The organism is Pseudomonas sp. IAC-BECa141 (assembly GCF_020544405.1).
GTDB lineage: Bacteria > Pseudomonadota > Gammaproteobacteria > Pseudomonadales > Pseudomonadaceae > Aquipseudomonas.
In genome coordinates this window covers 5565727-5581812 of the sequence record NZ_CP065410.1, presented here as the reverse complement: position 1 = coordinate 5581812, position 16086 = coordinate 5565727, and the positions used below count along the sequence as shown (strand labels likewise).

Annotated in this window: 14 protein-coding genes; 13 read left to right on the top strand and 1 reads right to left on the bottom strand. The window is 62.1% G+C overall.

What is annotated here, in order from left to right; genetic code table 11:
* Positions 1-117 precede the first annotated feature (117 nt).
* The 3 genes from I5961_RS25660 to I5961_RS25650 are packed head-to-tail and all read left to right on the top strand — an operon-like array spanning position 118 to position 2574.
* On the top strand, positions 118-1137 hold the full coding sequence (locus tag I5961_RS25660; RefSeq protein ID WP_227233701.1) for an aminoglycoside phosphotransferase family protein: 1020 nt from the start codon (positions 118-120) through the stop codon (positions 1135-1137).
* On the top strand, positions 1134-1805 hold the full coding sequence (gene murU, locus I5961_RS25655; protein ID WP_227233700.1) for an N-acetylmuramate alpha-1-phosphate uridylyltransferase MurU: 672 nt from the start codon (positions 1134-1136) through the stop codon (positions 1803-1805). Before I5961_RS25660 ends, murU begins: the two co-directional genes overlap by 4 nt.
* 1 nt (position 1806) lies before the next feature.
* Positions 1807-2574, top strand: coding sequence for a TerB family tellurite resistance protein (locus I5961_RS25650; RefSeq protein WP_227233699.1), 768 nt, complete (start codon positions 1807-1809; stop codon positions 2572-2574).
* 62 nt (positions 2575-2636) lie between these two features.
* On the opposite strand, the gene I5961_RS25645 is transcribed toward I5961_RS25650, so the two are convergent.
* On the bottom strand, positions 2637-3626 hold the full coding sequence (locus I5961_RS25645; RefSeq protein WP_227233698.1) for an alpha/beta hydrolase family protein: 990 nt from the start codon (positions 3624-3626) through the stop codon (positions 2637-2639).
* A 73-nt stretch (positions 3627-3699) separates the two neighbouring features.
* Between I5961_RS25645 and I5961_RS25640 the strand changes: the two genes are divergently transcribed.
* The 10 genes from I5961_RS25640 to trpE all read left to right on the top strand — a co-directional run bounded on the left by I5961_RS25640 (position 3700) and on the right by trpE (position 16023).
* Positions 3700-6099 carry a PAS domain S-box protein gene (locus I5961_RS25640; protein WP_227233697.1) on the top strand — a complete coding sequence of 800 codons (2400 nt, stop codon included), beginning with the start codon at positions 3700-3702 and terminating at the stop codon, positions 6097-6099.
* The gene (locus tag I5961_RS25635; RefSeq protein ID WP_085697706.1) at positions 6100-6729 is read left to right on the top strand and encodes a response regulator transcription factor; all 630 of its coding nucleotides are present in this window, start codon (positions 6100-6102) and stop codon (positions 6727-6729) included.
* Positions 6730-7013: 284 nt separating this feature from the next.
* Positions 7014-8138: an ABC transporter ATP-binding protein gene (locus I5961_RS25630; protein WP_007959931.1), complete on the top strand. Its 1125-nt coding sequence runs from the start codon at positions 7014-7016 to the stop codon at positions 8136-8138.
* Positions 8139-8186: 48 nt separating this feature from the next.
* A complete protein-coding gene (locus I5961_RS25625) occupies positions 8187-9230 on the top strand; it encodes an ABC transporter substrate-binding protein (RefSeq protein ID WP_007959933.1) in 1044 nt (347 codons plus the stop codon).
* Positions 9231-9430: 200 nt separating this feature from the next.
* Positions 9431-10678 (top strand): ABC transporter permease, encoded by a 1248-nt coding sequence (locus tag I5961_RS25620; protein WP_007959935.1) that lies wholly within the window; start codon positions 9431-9433, stop codon positions 10676-10678.
* A 12-nt stretch (positions 10679-10690) separates the two neighbouring features.
* Positions 10691-11515 (top strand): ABC transporter permease, encoded by an 825-nt coding sequence (locus tag I5961_RS25615; RefSeq protein ID WP_085702826.1) that lies wholly within the window; start codon positions 10691-10693, stop codon positions 11513-11515.
* A 205-nt stretch (positions 11516-11720) separates the two neighbouring features.
* Positions 11721-12869 (top strand): iron-containing alcohol dehydrogenase, encoded by a 1149-nt coding sequence (locus I5961_RS25610; RefSeq protein WP_227233696.1) that lies wholly within the window; start codon positions 11721-11723, stop codon positions 12867-12869.
* Positions 12870-12983: 114 nt separating this feature from the next.
* A complete protein-coding gene (gene rpe, locus I5961_RS25605; protein WP_003228808.1) occupies positions 12984-13658 on the top strand; it encodes a ribulose-phosphate 3-epimerase in 675 nt (224 codons plus the stop codon).
* Positions 13655-14473 carry a phosphoglycolate phosphatase gene (locus tag I5961_RS25600; RefSeq protein WP_085688443.1) on the top strand — a complete coding sequence of 273 codons (819 nt, stop codon included), beginning with the start codon at positions 13655-13657 and terminating at the stop codon, positions 14471-14473. The genes rpe and I5961_RS25600 overlap by 4 nt, the downstream gene beginning before the upstream one ends.
* Before the next feature lie 71 nt (positions 14474-14544).
* On the top strand, positions 14545-16023 hold the full coding sequence (gene trpE, locus I5961_RS25595) for an anthranilate synthase component I (RefSeq protein WP_085688441.1): 1479 nt from the start codon (positions 14545-14547) through the stop codon (positions 16021-16023).
* The last annotated feature ends 63 nt before the right edge of the window (positions 16024-16086 follow it).

Below are 16086 nucleotides of genomic sequence, written 5' to 3'. Positions count from 1 at the left end.
GCTTCCTGCGTGCCATCTGCCCGCGGTGTGGGCCGCACGCCTCTCGATGGTCTGAAAAAGATGCTGGATAATAAAGCATGACCCGCTTGACGGCTAGCGCCGTCGGAGACCCTTGCAATGCCTGATCAAGATGTACGCTTGCAACACCTGAAAGTTTGGCTCGATGAACAGTTGGCAATCCTTTTCGCAGATCAGGGCTGGGGAGCCGTACCCCCGGCCACATTGACCGCGGCCAGCAGCGACGCGAGTTTCCGCCGCTATTTCCGCTGGGAAGGCGCGGGTCGCAGCTTCGTCGTGATGGACGCACCGCCGCCGCAGGAAAACTGCAAACCGTTCGTGGATATCGCCTTTTTGCTGGCGAAATCCGGCATCAACGTGCCGAAAATTTATGCCGAAGACCTCGAACGCGGGTTTCTTTTGCTCAATGACCTGGGCAACAAGACCTATCTGGACGTTATCGACAGTGAAAATGCCGACGCATTATTCAGCGATGCCTTGCAAGCGCTGCTGGCTTTTCAGCAGTTGCCGATGGTTGCGCCGCTGCCGAGCTATGACGTCGCGTTGTTGCGCCGCGAGCTGGAGCTGTTCCCCGAGTGGTACGTGAAGCGCGAGCTGGGCGTCGAGTTCGATGCCACCCAACAGCAGCAGTGGCAGAAGGTCAGCGAGCTGCTGATCGACAGCGCCCTGGCCCAGCCGAAAGTGCTGGTGCACCGCGACTACATGCCGCGCAACCTGATGTTCAGCGAACTGAATCCCGGCGTGCTGGATTTCCAGGACGCCGTGTATGGTCCGGTGACCTACGACGTGACTTGCCTGTTCAAGGACGCATTCCTCAGCTGGCCTGAAGAACGTGTGCGCGGCTGGCTGGAAAGCTACTGGCAGCAGGCGTCGGCGCTGAACATTCCGGTGCAGCCGGACTTCGAAGAGTTCCTGCGCGCCAGCGATCTGATGGGCGTGCAGCGCCATCTGAAAGTCATCGGCATCTTCGCCCGCATCTGCCATCGCGACGGCAAGCCGCGTTACCTGGGTGATGTGCCGCGTTTCTTCTCTTATATAGAAGCGGTCATCGCGCGCCGTCCCGAGCTGGCGGATCTGCAGGCACTGATCGCCAGCCTGCGTGGTGGAGTGACGGCATGAAGGCAATGATTCTGGCGGCAGGCAAAGGCGAGCGCATGCGCCCGCTGACCCTGACCACTCCCAAGCCGCTGGTGCGAGCCGGGGGCGTGCCGCTGATTGAATATCACCTGCGAGCCCTGGCCGCGGCCGGTTTCAATGAAATCGTGATCAACCATGCCTGGCTCGGACAGCAGATCGAAGATCACTTGGGCGATGGCTCGCGATTCGGCGTGTCGATCCAGTACTCGCCGGAGGGCGAGCCACTGGAAACCGGCGGCGGCATTTTCCGTGCCTTGCCGCTGTTGGGCGATGACGCGTTCCTGGTGGTCAACGGTGACATCTGGACCGATTACGACTTCAGCGTGCTGCATCAGCCGATCACCGGCCTGGCGCATCTGGTGCTGGCAGACAACCCGGACCATCACCCGACAGGCGACTTCACCCTGACCGACGGCCAGGTGAGTGATGGCCAGGCCGATGCGGCAACCCTGACCTACAGCGGCATCGCTGTATTGCATCCGCAGTTGTTCGACGGTTGCAGCGAAGGTGCCTTCAAACTGGCGCCGCTGCTGCGTAAAGCCATGGCGGACGGGCAGGTGACCGGCGAGCGGCTGAAAGGTCACTGGGTTGATGTCGGAACGCACCAGCGTTTGGCCGAAGCTGAAGCCTTGATAGAAGCGAGTCGCTGATATGTTGTGGCCAGGGACTCTGATTGGAGCCGGAGCGGGTTTTGCTATCGCCAGCATTCCGGGGGCCATGCTGGGTGCTTTGTTGGGGCAGGCGCTGGATCGGCGCCTTCATTTGCAGAGCTGGGGGCATTTGCGGGAAAAACTCGGCGGTCGGCCGATGCTGCGCAACGACGAACTGTTGTTCGTGTTGCTCGGGCGTCTGGCCAAGAGCGACGGGCGGGTCACGGACGGTCACATCCAGCAGGCGCGTCAGGAGATGCACTCGCTGGAAATGAGCGAGCCGGCACAGCGCCGGGCGATTGCCGCGTTCAATCGCGGCAAGTCCGGCAACGACAATCTGCGCGGTTATCTGCGTCGGTTAAGCGCTCAACCCCATGCGGCTGAAGGCGTGTTGCGCGCCTGCTGGCGAATGGTCTGGGCTGATGGCCGGGCCGGTGTCAGCGAGCGTGAATTGCTGGCGCAGTGGGGCAAGTGGCTGGGCTGGACGACGCACCAGATCCAGGCGTTGGCGGCGGATTATGAGCCGCACAAGCGTCCGATCGTCAGCGCCGCGGTGAGTTATCAGGAGGCGATGCGCCTGCTCGGCGTATCGGCCACCAGCGAACCGGCGCAGATCAAGCGTGCCTACCGACGCTTGCTCAGCCGGCATCACCCGGACAAGGTAGCCGGGACCGGCGCCACGCCGGCGCAGGTGCGCGAGGCCACCGAGAGGACCCGCGAATTGCACAATGCCTACAGGTTGATTCGCGAACGGCGGGATTTTCGCTAGGCGAAAAAAATCGCAGCGTTGGGCTGCGATTTTTTTTGTCTGCGTTTTGCCAGTCGGGGCTTTTAGTCAGGGCTCTGCGGATTCAACCAGCCACGCACTCGACGGAACAATTGTTCCTGCTCAGCCTTGTTGTCCGGCAAGGCCTTGAGCGCGACCTGACTGAACGCAGACGTCTTCAGCCGCTTGCTCGCCTGCATGCGCTCCAGTGCCGCGTTGCGGTCCAGCGGTTTGTCCATGTAGAAAATATCCGCTGTCGGCAGCTTCAGGGTCGGTGTCAGTTCCACCAGTTCCGGTTTGGCCTTGACCGGGGTCTGCGCGGCCACCAGCACCAGCTTCTCGACCTGTGAGGTCTGGCGCTCACTCAAGTAACGTGCGGCCCAATAAGCGCCGGTGCCATGACCGAGGACGACGATACTGCGCGCGCTCTGTTGCTCGGCGTAGGCCAGTGCAGCGTCAATGCGAGCGAAGATTCGCTCGGCGTCGGCCTTGGACTGTTCCTCGGTGGATTCAGCAACGACCTTGTCGGCCACCTCGGCTTCGCCGCCGGCGGCTTGTTCAATCGGCTCGGCGGTGGTCGAATCCTTGCTGCCCGGATCGGCGGTTTTCGGTGCGGCGGGGGCTTCGGCTACGCGCGGTGCGATGGTATCGCTTTGCAGATCGGGCAGGGTGATACTCAGGCTGCTCCACTCGACATCCGGCAGCTTGCGGCGCAACGGGCCGATCGCCTGGGGCCAGTCAGCGGTTTCGCCGGCACCGGGAATGAGGATCACCGCGCCTTTGGGTTCGGCGGTGTTGGCCGGTTTCCACAGGGCGAGGAAGGTGTCGCTGCCGGCTTGCAGTTGCTGTTGTTCCTGGGCCGGAACCATGCGCTCGAGTGCCGCGGCTTCTTCCTGACTACGCTCAAGCAGTGGCTGGCGTTCGACCGGTTTTTCTTCGGCGGCTTTTTCTGCGGCGGGAGTGGGCGTCGGATCTGCAGCTTCGACGGAAAATGCGCAAGGCAGGATCAGCGACAGGCACAATGCTGGCATTGCCAGGCGATAGACAGGGGGCATCGGTTATTCCAGGCCAGAAGTTATCCCGGCAGCCTAATGGGTTGGTCAGAATTTGTCAGTGTATGAGACTTCAATGATGCGTTTTTGCTGCCTGTGGGTTATCGGCTGTCTGGCGTTTCCCTTGATGGGTTGGGCGGCGCCTGCGCCACCGAGTCACCTCGCGCGGTTGTCGGCGAGTGAGCAACAGTGGCTCGCACAGCACAACGAATTGCGCGTCGGCCTGGTGTTGCAGGCGCCATACGCGCAATACGACCGACGCTTGCAGCGGCTGTCGGGGGCCAACGTTGAAGTGATGAAGGCATTGGCCAGGGCGCTGAATGTCGAGCTGAGCTGGCGCAATTTTCAGGATCTGGCACAACTGGAGGCCGCTGCCCGGGATGGCGAAATCGACATCGCCCCGGGCCTGACCCAGACCCCGGGCGGGCTGCGTCTGTGGCAGTTTTCCGACCCGTACATGCGTGTGCCGCAATTGGTGGTCAGCGACCAGAAGGGCAGCGCGACCGTGGAGCTGGAAAAACTCGACAGCCAGACCCGCGTCGCCGTGCGCATGCCCGGCGTCACCGCCGATTACCTGCGCGGCAATTATCCGCACCTGAATCTGCAAGGCGTACCGATGGAGCGCCAGGCGCTGCAACTGCTGCTGACTCAGCAGGCGTCCTACGCGGTGGTCGATGAGGCGCAACTCGGGCGGCTGTCGGCGGAACCGGAGTTTGCCGGGCTGGTGGTAGTCGGAGACATCGGTTTGCCGCAGTTGCTGCGCATCGGCACCCGCCGCGACTGGCCAGAGCTGGCCGGAATCGTCGAAAGCGCCCTGCGAGCCATCCCGGCCAAGGATCTGGAGCGCCTGCATGCGCAATGGCTGCAACCCAAGTATCCAAGGCTTTCCGAGTCGCCGGGCTTTTGGCAGAACCTGAGTCTGTTGTTCGCGGTGCTGCTGCTCAGTTGCATGGCCATCGTGTTCTGGCAACGCCGCCAGCAACGCAGTCTTGAGCAACGCCTGCTCGATGCGCGGGAAGACATCGCCCTGCGCGCCGCAAGCGAAGAAGCCCTGCGCCTGACCCAGTTTTCCATCGATCAGAGCACCGTCGGCATTCTCTGGGTCAACTGGGACAGCCATGTGCGTTACGCCAATCGAGCGGCAGAAAACATGCTCGGTTATCCACAGGGCGCCATCATCGACCGGCCGTTGATCGACTTCGAACCGGGCCTGCACATGGATCGCTGGCTCAACCTGTGGAAGCGCGCCCGGGCCAGCGAAGAGGGGCCGCTGAGTTTTGAAACCAATTGTGTTCGGGCCGATGGCAGTGTGCTGCCGGCCGACGTGTCGCTGAGCTTCCTGCGTTTTCGCGATGGCGAGTACCTGGTGGTTTACCTCACCGATGTCACCGAGCGTCGTCGTGCCCTGGCTGCGTTGCAGGAAAGCGAGGCGCGGCTGCAAGGTATCGCGGCCAACGTGCCGGGGCTGGTATTTCGTCTCGAGCGAGCACCGGTGACCGGGCAGATCGACTTTGCCTACATCAGCGAGGGCAGCGAAAGTCTGGTCGGTTATGCGCCGGCCGCCATCGCCCATCGCGACATGGGCCTGCGCAGTCTGGTGCATCCGGATGACCGGGCCGGTTATCACCAGACCCAGGACCAGGCGCTGGACACCGACAGCGACTGGTCGTGGCAGGGCCGGATCCTTACGCGCCAGGGCGAGCAGCGCTGGGCCGAGATCAAGGCGATTACCCGTCAACTGGAAGGCGGGTCCTATGTCTGGGACGGCATCGTCTGGGACATCACCGAAAGCAAACGCATCGAACTGGAGCTGGCGGCCTCCCGCGAGCAACTGCGCGAGTTGTCGGCGCATCTGGAAAGCGTGCGGGAAGAAGAAAAGGCGCGGATTGCCCGCGAGGTTCACGATGAGCTGGGACAGATGCTGACGGTGCTGAAACTGGAGACGTCGATGTGCGAACTGGCCTACGCGCAACTCGACCCGGGTCTGAACGAACGGCTGAACAGCATGAAGCGCCTGATCGCCCAGTTGTTCCAGCTGGTGCGCGATGTGGCGACGGCGTTGCGCCCACCGATCCTCGATGCCGGGATCGCCTCGGCGATCGAGTGGCAGGCGCGGCGGTTCGAGGCGCGCACGCACATTCCCTGTCTGGTGCAGGTGCCGGACAATCTGCCGCCGCTCAGCGACGCCAAGGCCATCGGTCTGTTCCGCATTCTTCAGGAGGCGCTAACCAACGTCATGCGCCATGCCCAGGCGCATACTGTGGAGCTGACGCTGACCCAGGAAGGCGACGAATTGTGTCTGACGGTCAGCGATGATGGCGTAGGATTTGTCGCCGCTGCCGGCAGGCCGACGTCCTTTGGACTGGTGGGCATGCGCGAGCGGGTGTTGATCATGGGCGGGCAGCTGTCACTCGACAGCGAGCCGGGCGAGGGCACCACACTGAGCGTGCGGGTGCCACTGGATGAGGAGAAGTAAGTGATCCGTGTACTGGTAGCCGAAGACCACACCATCGTTCGCGAAGGCATCAAGCAATTGATCGGCCTGGCCAGGGATCTGCAAGTGGTGGGGGAGGCGAGCAATGGCGAGCAGTTGCTGGAAACCCTGCGCAATGTGCCCTGCGAAGTGGTGTTGCTGGATATCTCGATGCCCGGCGTCAACGGGCTCGAAGCGATTCCACGGATCCGCGCACTGAGCAGTCCGCCGGCGATTCTGGTGCTGTCGATGCACGACGAAGCGCAGATGGCCGCCCGGGCGCTGAAGGTCGGTGCCGCCGGGTATGCGACCAAGGACAGCGATCCGGCGCTGCTGCTGACGGCGATCCGCAAGGTCGCGGCGGGTGGGCGCTACATTGATCCCGAACTGGCCGACCGAATGGTGTTTGAAGTCGGCCTGACCGATGCGCGACCACTGCACTCATTGCTGTCCGAGCGCGAGTTCTCGGTGTTCGAACGTCTGGCGCAAGGCGCCAACGTCAACGACATCGCCCAGCAACTGGCCCTGAGCAGCAAGACCATCAGCACCCACAAGGCGCGGCTGATGCAGAAACTCAATATCACCTCCCTCGCCGAGCTGGTGAAGTACGCGATGGAACACAAGCTGCTCTGAACCACACCTCTATCCACTGTGGGAGCGAGTGTGCTCCCACAGGTTTCTTCATCGATCCTGCGATATTGGGCATATCTGTTAGCGACACGCGCTTTTGCTTGTTATTGAAGCTTGCAGCTCCGCGCTCGTCCCTGCTTTATCCATTAACGCCATCCTTGTAGGGCAATCCCTACCCCCGGCCTTCCATCCGGCTGAGGCGATTCTCTCCTGCGCCCCGATTTGCGTGACTGTGAGCAGCCACTAGGCTTAATCCCACAGCAGTCATCAATAACAAAGGTGTGGGTATGAGCCAGGTCGAATCAAACGCAGGGGCCAGCGATGTGCTGGTCAGCTTTCGTGGAGTGCAGAAGAGCTACGACGGCGAGAACCTGATCGTCAAAGACCTCAACCTGGACATCCGCAAGGGCGAATTCCTCACCCTGCTCGGGCCGTCCGGCTCCGGCAAGACTACCAGCCTGATGATGCTCGCCGGTTTCGAAACACCGACCGCCGGTGAAATTCTCCTGGCCGGTCGCGCGATCAACAACGTGCCGCCGCACAAGCGCGACATCGGCATGGTGTTCCAGAACTACGCGCTGTTTCCGCACATGACCGTCGCCGAGAACCTGGCGTTCCCGCTGACCGTGCGTGGCCTGAACAAGAGCGACGTCAGCGACAAGGTCAAGAAAGTCCTGAGCATGGTCCAGCTCGATGCCTTCGCATCGCGTTACCCGGCGCAACTGTCCGGCGGTCAGCAACAGCGTGTGGCATTGGCCCGCGCGCTGGTGTTCGAACCACAATTGGTGCTGATGGACGAACCGCTTGGCGCTCTCGATAAACAACTGCGCGAACACATGCAGATGGAAATCAAACACCTGCACCAGCGCCTCGGCGTGACCGTGGTCTACGTGACCCACGACCAGGGCGAAGCCCTGACCATGTCCGATCGCGTTGCCGTATTCCATCAGGGCGAAATCCAGCAGATCGCCCCGCCGCGTACCCTCTACGAAGAACCGAAAAACACTTTCGTCGCCAACTTCATCGGCGAGAACAACCGCCTCAACGGTCGCCTGCTCAGCCAGAACGGCGAGCGCTGCGTGGTCGAGCTGGGGCGTGGGGAAAAGGTCGAGGCACTGGCGGTCAACATCGGCCAGACCGGCGAACCGGTCACCCTGTCGATTCGTCCGGAGCGCGTCAGCCTCAACGGTTCGAGCGACCAATGCGTCAACCGCTTCTCCGGGCGGGTGGCCGAATTCATCTATCTGGGCGACCACGTCCGGGTGCGCCTGGAAGTCTGCGGCAAGACCGACTTCTTCGTGAAACAACCGATTGCCGAGCTCGATCCTGCGCTTGCGGTCGGTGACGTGGTTCCGCTTGGCTGGCAGGTCGAGCACGTTCGCGCGCTAGATCCTCTTCTAGAGGCGCATTAAGCGCCCCGGCAATACCAACACCAACCCTGCACGTGGAGAGAACAATAAATGTTGAGATCCCTGAAGTTCACAGCCCTGACCCTGGGCCTGATGGGTGCGGCAAGCGCAATGGCCGCTGGGCCGGATCTGACCGTGGTGTCGTTTGGCGGGGCGAACAAGGCGGCGCAAGTCAAAGCCTTCTACGCACCGTGGGAAGCGGCGGGCAACGGCAAGATCGTCGCCGGCGAGTACAACGGTGAGATGGCCAAGGTCAAAGCCATGGTCGACACCAAAAGCGTGTCCTGGGATCTGGTAGAGGTTGAATCGCCGGAGCTGTCCCGTGGCTGCGACGAAGACATGTTCGAGCAACTGGATCCTGCGCTGTTCGGCAAGTCCGAAGATTACGTCAAAGGCGCGATCCAGCCATGCGGCGTGGGCTTCTTCGTGTGGTCGACCGTGCTGGCCTACAACGCCGACAAGCTGAAAACCGCACCGACCAGCTGGGCGGATTTCTGGGACACCAAAAAATTCCCGGGCAAGCGCGGCCTGCGCAAAGGCGCCAAATACACCCTCGAATTTGCACTGATGGCCGACGGCGTTGCGCCTAAAGACGTGTACAAGGAACTGGCCAGCAAGGGCGGTCAGGATCGCGCGTTCAAGAAGCTCGACGAGCTGAAACCGAACATTCAGTGGTGGGAAGCCGGCGCCCAGCCGCCGCAGTACCTCGCCTCCGGTGACGTGGTCATGAGCTCGGCCTACAACGGTCGTATCGCCGCCGTGCAGAAAGAATCCAACCTGAAAGTGGTGTGGAACGGCGGCATTTACGACTTCGACGCCTGGGCCATCCCGAAAGGTCTGGACGCCAAGCGCGCCGAAGCGGCGAAGAAATTCATCGCGTTCTCGGTGCAGCCGCAACAGCAGAAGACCTACTCGGAAAACATCGCCTACGGACCGGCCAACTCCCAGGCCGTGCCGTTGCTGGACAAGGCGATCCTGAAAGACATGCCGACCACCCCGGAAAACATCGCGAACCAGGTGCAGATCGACGTCAGCTTCTGGGCTGACAACGGCGAGCAACTGGAGCAGCGCTTCAATTCCTGGGCTGCGAAGTAACCAGAGGGCTCGCCCTCCTGTGATCGTTCCCACGCTCTGCGTGGGAACGCATCCAGTGACGCTCTGCGTCACAGGGACGCGGAGCGTCCCGGGCGGCATTCCCACGCAGAGCGTGGGAACGATCAGTCAGGTTGCGGTGTTCCAACACAACAGAGACGGTTTACCGCCTCTGTAACGATCAAAGATTTGCGGAGTACGTCATGGCCATCGCCGTTCCCCTGAACGAGGGCAACAGCCCCACCTTGAAGCAGCGGCTCAAGCACGCCGAGCGGGTCAACCGCTGGAAGGCCCAGGCGCTGATCGCGCCGCTGGTGCTGTTTCTGTTGCTGGTGTTCCTGGTGCCGATCGTGGCGCTGCTCTATAAAAGCGTCGGCAACCCGGAAGTGGTCGGCGGCATGCCGCGCACCGTGACCGCGATTGCTGCCTGGGACGGCCGAGGCCTGCCCGCAGAACCGGTCTACAAAGCCGCCAGCGAGGACCTCGCCGAAGCGCGCAAAAACCAGACCCTGGGCGATCTGTCCAAGCGCCTGAACATGGAGTTGGCCGGCTATCGCAGCCTGCTGACCAAAACTGCCCGCTCGCTGCCATTTGCCAGCGAACCGGCCTCTTATAAAGAAGCGCTGGAAGGCCTCGACGAGCGTTGGGGCGATCCGGCCTATTGGCAAGCGGTGAAGCGCAACACCAGCAGCATCACCCCGTTCTATCTGTTGGCAGCGGTGGACCACCGCATCGACGACCTCGGTGAAATTGCCCCGGCGACCCCGGATCAGGCGATCTACCTCGATATCTTCGCCCGGACGTTCTGGATGGGCCTGATTATCACCGTGATCTGCCTGGTGCTGGCCTATCCGCTGGCCTACTTGCTGGCCAACCTGCCGTCGCGTCAGAGCAACCTGCTGATGATTCTGGTGCTGCTGCCGTTCTGGACTTCGATTCTGGTGCGGGTCGCCGCGTGGATCGTGTTGCTGCAATCCGGCGGTTTGATCAACAGCGCGCTGATGGCAATGGGCATCATCGATAAACCGCTGGAACTGGTGTTCAACCGCACCGGGGTCTACATCTCGATGGTGCACATCCTGCTGCCGTTCATGATCTTGCCGATCTACAGCGTGATGAAAGGCATCTCGCCAACCTACATGCGTGCCGCGATTTCCCTCGGCTGTCATCCGTTCGCCAGCTTCTGGCGGGTCTACTTCCCGCAGACCTACGCCGGTGTCGGCGCCGGTTGCCTGCTGGTGTTCATCCTCGCCATCGGCTACTACATCACCCCGGCGCTGCTGGGCAGCCCGAACGATCAGATGGTCAGCTACTTCGTCGCGTTCTACACCAACACCAGCATCAACTGGGGCATGGCCACTGCGCTCGGCGGGCTGTTGCTGCTGGCGACCGTGGTGCTTTATCTGATCTACAGCTGGCTGGTGGGCGCCAGTCGCCTGCGCCTGAGCTAAGGGGAATTTGAAATGCTGAGTCCTTATATGTCGCCCGTCGAGCGGGTGTGGTTCTACAGCTTGCGGATCCTCTGCGGCTTGATCCTGTTGTTCCTGATCCTGCCGGTGCTGGTGATCGTGCCGCTGTCGTTCAACTCGGGCAGTTTTCTGGTGTATCCGCTGCAGGGCTTTTCGCTGCAGTGGTATCAGGACTTCTTCGCTTCGGCGGAATGGATGCGTTCGCTGAAGAACAGCATCATCGTGGCCCCGGCCGCGACCGTGCTGGCAATGGTGTTCGGCACGCTGGCGGCGATCGGCCTGACCCGTGGCGACTTCCCCGGCAAGCCGTTGGTGATGGCGCTGGTGATTTCGCCGATGGTGGTGCCGGTGGTGATCATCGGTGTGGCCAGTTACCTGTTCTTCGCGCCGCTGGGGCTGGGCAACAGTTTCTTCTCGCTGATCGTAGTGCACGCGGTGCTCGGTGTGCCGTTCGTGATCATCACGGTGTCGGCGACCTTGCAGGGCTTCAACCACAATCTGGTGCGGGCGGCGGCCAGTCTCGGTGCCTCGCCGCTGGTGACATTCCGTCGGGTGACCTTGCCGCTGATTGCGCCGGGGGTGATTTCCGGGGCGCTGTTTGCCTTTGCGACTTCGTTCGATGAAGTGGTGGTGACGTTGTTCCTCGCAGGTCCCGAGCAGGCGACGTTGCCTCGGCAGATGTTCAGCGGGATTCGCGAGAACCTGAGCCCGACCATCGCCGCCGCTGCTACGTTGCTGATCGCCTTCTCGGTGATTCTGCTGCTGACGCTGGAGTGGTTGCGTGGGCGGAGTGAGAAATTGCGTACTGCTCAAGTCTAAGAGTCCGCTACCAAAACCTGTGGGAGCGAGCTTGCTCGCGAAAGCGATGTGTCAGGCGATACAGATTGCGCATGTGGCGCCGCCTTCGCGAGCAAGCTCGCTCCCACAAGTGCTGCTCTGGTCATTCATGCGCTGAATGACAGACAACCCCGATTCCCCAGCTACGCTTGTGCTCAGCTCCCACATCTATAAGAGGCTGCGCACGATGAGTCTTTCCTCGTTCAAGATCGCTCACAAACTGATCACCGGCGCCGGAGCCATCGAGCAGCTGGCGGCCGAGCTCACGCGGCTGGACATCGATAACCCGCTGATCGTCACCGATGCCGCGTTGGTCAAGTCCGGCACGGTGGAGCTGGCGCTGGCGCAGATCGGCGAGCGCGAGTACGAAATCTTCGACCGGGTGCTGCCGGATCCGGAAATCGCCATCGTCGAGGATTGCATGCGCGTCTATCGCGAAGGCGGGCATGACGGGCTGATCGGTCTGGGCGGCGGCAGTGCCATCGACATCGCCAAGAGTGTCGCGGCGTATGCCGGTTATCACGGTGCGCTGGAGGATCTGTTCGGCGTCGATCAGGTGCCGCGCAAGGGCCCGCCGCTGATCGCCATCCCGACCACGGCCGGCACAGGTTCTGAGGTGACCAACGTAGCGATTCTTTCGGACAAGGTCGCTCAGTTGAAGAAGGGCATTGTCAGCGACTACCTGTTGCCGGACGTGGCGCTGGTCAGCCCGCAGATGACCCTGACCTGCCCGCGCAGTGTCACCGCCGCCAGTGGCGTCGATGCGCTGGTGCATGCCATCGAGTCCTATCTGTCGCTGAATGCCTCGCCGATTACCGATTCGCTGGCCATCGGCGCCATCAGGTTGATCGCCCGCTCCTTACCCAAGGCCTACGCCAATCCGTCCAACCTGCAGGCCCGGGAAGACATGGCCACCGCCAGCCTGATGGCCGGCATGGCGTTCGGCAACGCCGGGGTCGGCGCGGTGCATGCGCTGGCGTATCCGCTGGGCGGGCGCTTCAACATTGCCCACGGCGTCAGTAATGCGCTGTTGCTGCCGTATGTGATGACCTGGAACAAGATGGCCTGCGTCGAACGGATGCAGGATATTGCCGAAGCCATGGGGGTAAAGACCGCTCATCTGAGTTTCAATGAAGCGGCCGACAGCGCCGTCGCGGCGATGACCGAACTGTGCGCGGCGGTAGAAATTCCGCTGGGTCTGCGCAGTTTCGGCGTGCCCGAAGAGGCGATCCCGGCCATGGCCGTAGAGGCCGCGGGGATCGAGCGCCTGATGCGCAACAACCCGCGCAAGCTCAGCGCCGCCGACATCGAGAAGATCTACCGGGCGGCGTACTGAGAACCGCCCGGCCGCCGGTCATGGCACAACCCAATCATCGCGGTCACGGTGCGCGCGCGGAAACTTGAGGTATACAATGCGCGCCATCGTGATTTAGCTCAGAAAAGGTGCGTCATGCAGCCCTTCGTTATTGCTCCGTCGATTCTCTCCGCCGACTTCGCCCGCCTCGGCGAGGAAGTGGACAACGTTCTGGCCGCCGGTGCCGACTTCGTTCACTTCGATGTCATGGACAACCATTATGTGCCGAACCTGACCATCGGCCCGATGGTCTGCGCCGCGCTGCGCAAGTACGGCATTACCGCGCCGATCGACGCGCACCTGATGGTCAGCCCGGTGGATCGCATCGTCGGCGACTTCATCGAGGCCGGCGCCACTTACATCACCTTCCACCCGGAAGCCACGCTGCACGTCGATCGTTCGCTGCAACTGATTCGTGAAGGCGGCTGCAAGTCCGGCCTGGTGTTCAACCCGGCGACCCCGCTGGACGTGCTCAAGTACGTGATCGACAAAGTCGACATGGTCCTGTTGATGAGCGTCAACCCGGGCTTCGGCGGGCAGAAATTCATTCCGGGCACCCTCGACAAGCTGCGCGAAGCGCGCGCGATCATCGATGCCTCGGGCCGTGACATCCGCCTGGAAATCGACGGCGGCGTCAACGTCAACAATATCCGTGAAATCGCTGCCGCTGGCGCCGACACCTTTGTGGCCGGCTCGGCGATCTTCAATGCGCCGAACTATCAGGAAGTCATCGACAAGATGCGTTCCGAACTGGCGCTGGCTCGCCCATGAGCGGTTTTGAGCAGCTGTTCCCGGGGCAACTGCCGCGGTTGGTGATGTTCGATCTGGATGGCACGCTGATCGATTCGGTACCCGACCTGGCGGCGGCGGTGGATAACATGCTGCTCTCCCTCGGGCGCAAGCCTGCCGGTATCGAGTCGGTGCGCGAGTGGGTCGGCAACGGCGCGCCGGTGCTGGTGCGCCGCGCCTTGGCCGGCGGCATCGATCATTCCGCCGTGGATGACGTCGAAGCCGAGCATGCGCTGGAGGTATTCATGGAAGCCTACGGCGCCAGCCATGAACTGACCGTGGTCTATCCCGGCGTGCGTGACACCCTGAAATGGCTGCACAAGCAGGGCGTGGCCATGGCGCTGATCACCAACAAGCCGGAGCGCTTCGTCGCGCCGCTGCTGGATCAGATGAAGATCGGCCGCTACTTCAAGTGGATCATCGGCGGCGATACGCTGCCGCAGAAAAAGCCTGACCCGGCAGCGCTGTTCTTTGTCATGAAGATGTCCGGCATTCCGGCCTCGCAATCGCTGTTCGTCGGCGATTCGCGCAGCGACGTGCTGGCGGCGAAAGCGGCGGGGGTCAAATGTGTTGCGCTGAGTTACGGCTACAACCATGGCCGGCCGATCGCCGAGGAATCCCCGGCGCTGGTCATCGACGATCTGCGCAAGCTAATTCCCGGTTGCCTGGATACGGCCGCTGAGATAACGTTGCCCGACGCTTCTCAATCCCCTTCTGGAAACGCCATCGTGGTGGTCACCCGCAAACTCTGGATGAAAGTCATCAAGGCCCTGGCCCGCTGGCGTTGGCGCGCCTGACTTGTTCCTGGCCGGCCTGCCGGCGCGTTTGCACACCTGACTGATTTGCACCTCACACCACGAGGCACCCTATGATTCGCGAAGAATTCCTGCGTCTGGCCGCTGATGGCTACAACCGCATCCCGCTGGCCTGTGAAACCCTGGCCGACTTCGACACGCCGCTGTCGATCTACCTGAAACTGGCCGACCAGCCCAACTCCTACCTGCTCGAATCGGTGCAGGGCGGCGAGAAATGGGGCCGTTACTCGATCATCGGCCTGCCGTGCCGCACCGTGCTGCGGGTTCACGATCATCACGTCAGCATCACCGTCGATGGCGTCGAGACCGAAAGCCACGACGTCGAAGACCCGTTGGCTTTCGTTGAAACCTTCAAGGCCCGCTACAACGTGCCGACCATCGCCGGTCTGCCGCGTTTCAACGGTGGCCTTGTGGGTTACTTCGGTTACGACTGCGTGCGCTATGTAGAGAAGCGCCTCGGCAAATGCCCGAACCCGGATCCGCTGGGCGTGCCGGACATCCTGCTGATGGTTTCCGATGCGGTGGTGGTGTTCGACAACCTCGCCGGCAAGATGCACGCGATCGTGCTGGCCGATCCGGCGCAGGCCGATGCCTACGAGCAGGGCCAGGCGCAATTGCAGCAACTGCTGGAAAAACTGCGTCAGCCGATCACCCCGCGCCGTGGCCTGGACTTCAGCAAGCAGCAGGCCGCCGAGCCGGTGTTCCGCTCCAGTTTCACTCAGGACGACTACGAAAAAGCCGTCGACACCATCAAGGAATACATCCTCGCCGGTGACTGCATGCAGGTCGTGCCGTCCCAGCGCATGTCGATCGACTTCAAGGCGGCACCCATCGATCTGTACCGCGCGCTGCGTTGCTTCAACCCGACCCCCTACATGTACTTCTTCAACTTCGGCGATTTCCATGTCGTCGGCAGTTCGCCGGAAGTGCTGGTGCGGGTCGAAGACAACCTGATCACCGTACGCCCGATTGCCGGCACCCGTCCTCGCGGGGCTACCGAAGAGGCGGACGTGGCGCTGGAAGAAGACCTGCTGTCGGACGACAAGGAGATCGCCGAGCACCTGATGCTGATCGATCTCGGACGCAACGACACCGGTCGCGTTTCGGAAATCGGTTCGGTGAAGCTCACCGAGAAGATGGTCATCGAGCGTTATTCCAACGTGATGCACATCGTGTCCAACGTGACCGGTCAGTTGAAAACCGGGCTGACGGCGATGGACGCGCTGCGGGCGATCCTGCCGGCGGGTACCTTGTCCGGCGCACCGAAGATCCGCGCGATGGAAATCATCGACGAGCTGGAGCCGGTCAAGCGTGGTGTGTATGGCGGTGCGGTCGGCTACTTCGCCTGGAACGGCAACATGGACACTGCGATTGCGATCCGCACCGCCGTGATCAAGAACGGCGAACTGCACGTGCAGGCCGGTGGCGGTATCGTCGCCGACTCGGTGCCGGCGCTGGAATGGGAAGAAACCATCAACAAGCGCCGGGCAATGTTCCGCGCTGTTGCGCTGGCCGAGCAAACCCCGGACTGAGTGATTGATGATTCAGCCACAAAAAAACGCGGCGCCTGTGAGGGCGCCGCGTTTTTTTGTGGC

Bases quoted from the DNA above. Each gene is read 5' to 3' on its own strand.
- trpE (WP_085688441.1), top strand. From the start codon at position 14,545: ATGATTCGCGAAGAATTCCTGCGTCTGGCCGCTGATGGCTACAACCGC.
- I5961_RS25645 (WP_227233698.1), bottom strand. From the start codon at position 3,626: ATGCCCCCTGTCTATCGCCTGGCAATGCCAGCATTGTGCCTGTCGCTG.
- rpe (WP_003228808.1), top strand. From the start codon at position 12,984: ATGCAGCCCTTCGTTATTGCTCCGTCGATTCTCTCCGCCGACTTCGCC.
- I5961_RS25600 (WP_085688443.1), top strand. From the start codon at position 13,655: ATGAGCGGTTTTGAGCAGCTGTTCCCGGGGCAACTGCCGCGGTTGGTG.
- I5961_RS25620 (WP_007959935.1), top strand. From the start codon at position 9,431: ATGGCCATCGCCGTTCCCCTGAACGAGGGCAACAGCCCCACCTTGAAG.
- I5961_RS25610 (WP_227233696.1), top strand. From the start codon at position 11,721: ATGAGTCTTTCCTCGTTCAAGATCGCTCACAAACTGATCACCGGCGCC.
- I5961_RS25660 (WP_227233701.1), top strand. From the start codon at position 118: ATGCCTGATCAAGATGTACGCTTGCAACACCTGAAAGTTTGGCTCGAT.
- I5961_RS25615 (WP_085702826.1), top strand. From the start codon at position 10,691: ATGCTGAGTCCTTATATGTCGCCCGTCGAGCGGGTGTGGTTCTACAGC.
- I5961_RS25625 (WP_007959933.1), top strand. From the start codon at position 8,187: ATGTTGAGATCCCTGAAGTTCACAGCCCTGACCCTGGGCCTGATGGGT.
- I5961_RS25630 (WP_007959931.1), top strand. From the start codon at position 7,014: ATGAGCCAGGTCGAATCAAACGCAGGGGCCAGCGATGTGCTGGTCAGC.
- I5961_RS25650 (WP_227233699.1), top strand. From the start codon at position 1,807: ATGTTGTGGCCAGGGACTCTGATTGGAGCCGGAGCGGGTTTTGCTATC.
- murU (WP_227233700.1), top strand. From the start codon at position 1,134: ATGAAGGCAATGATTCTGGCGGCAGGCAAAGGCGAGCGCATGCGCCCG.
- I5961_RS25640 (WP_227233697.1), top strand. From the start codon at position 3,700: ATGATGCGTTTTTGCTGCCTGTGGGTTATCGGCTGTCTGGCGTTTCCC.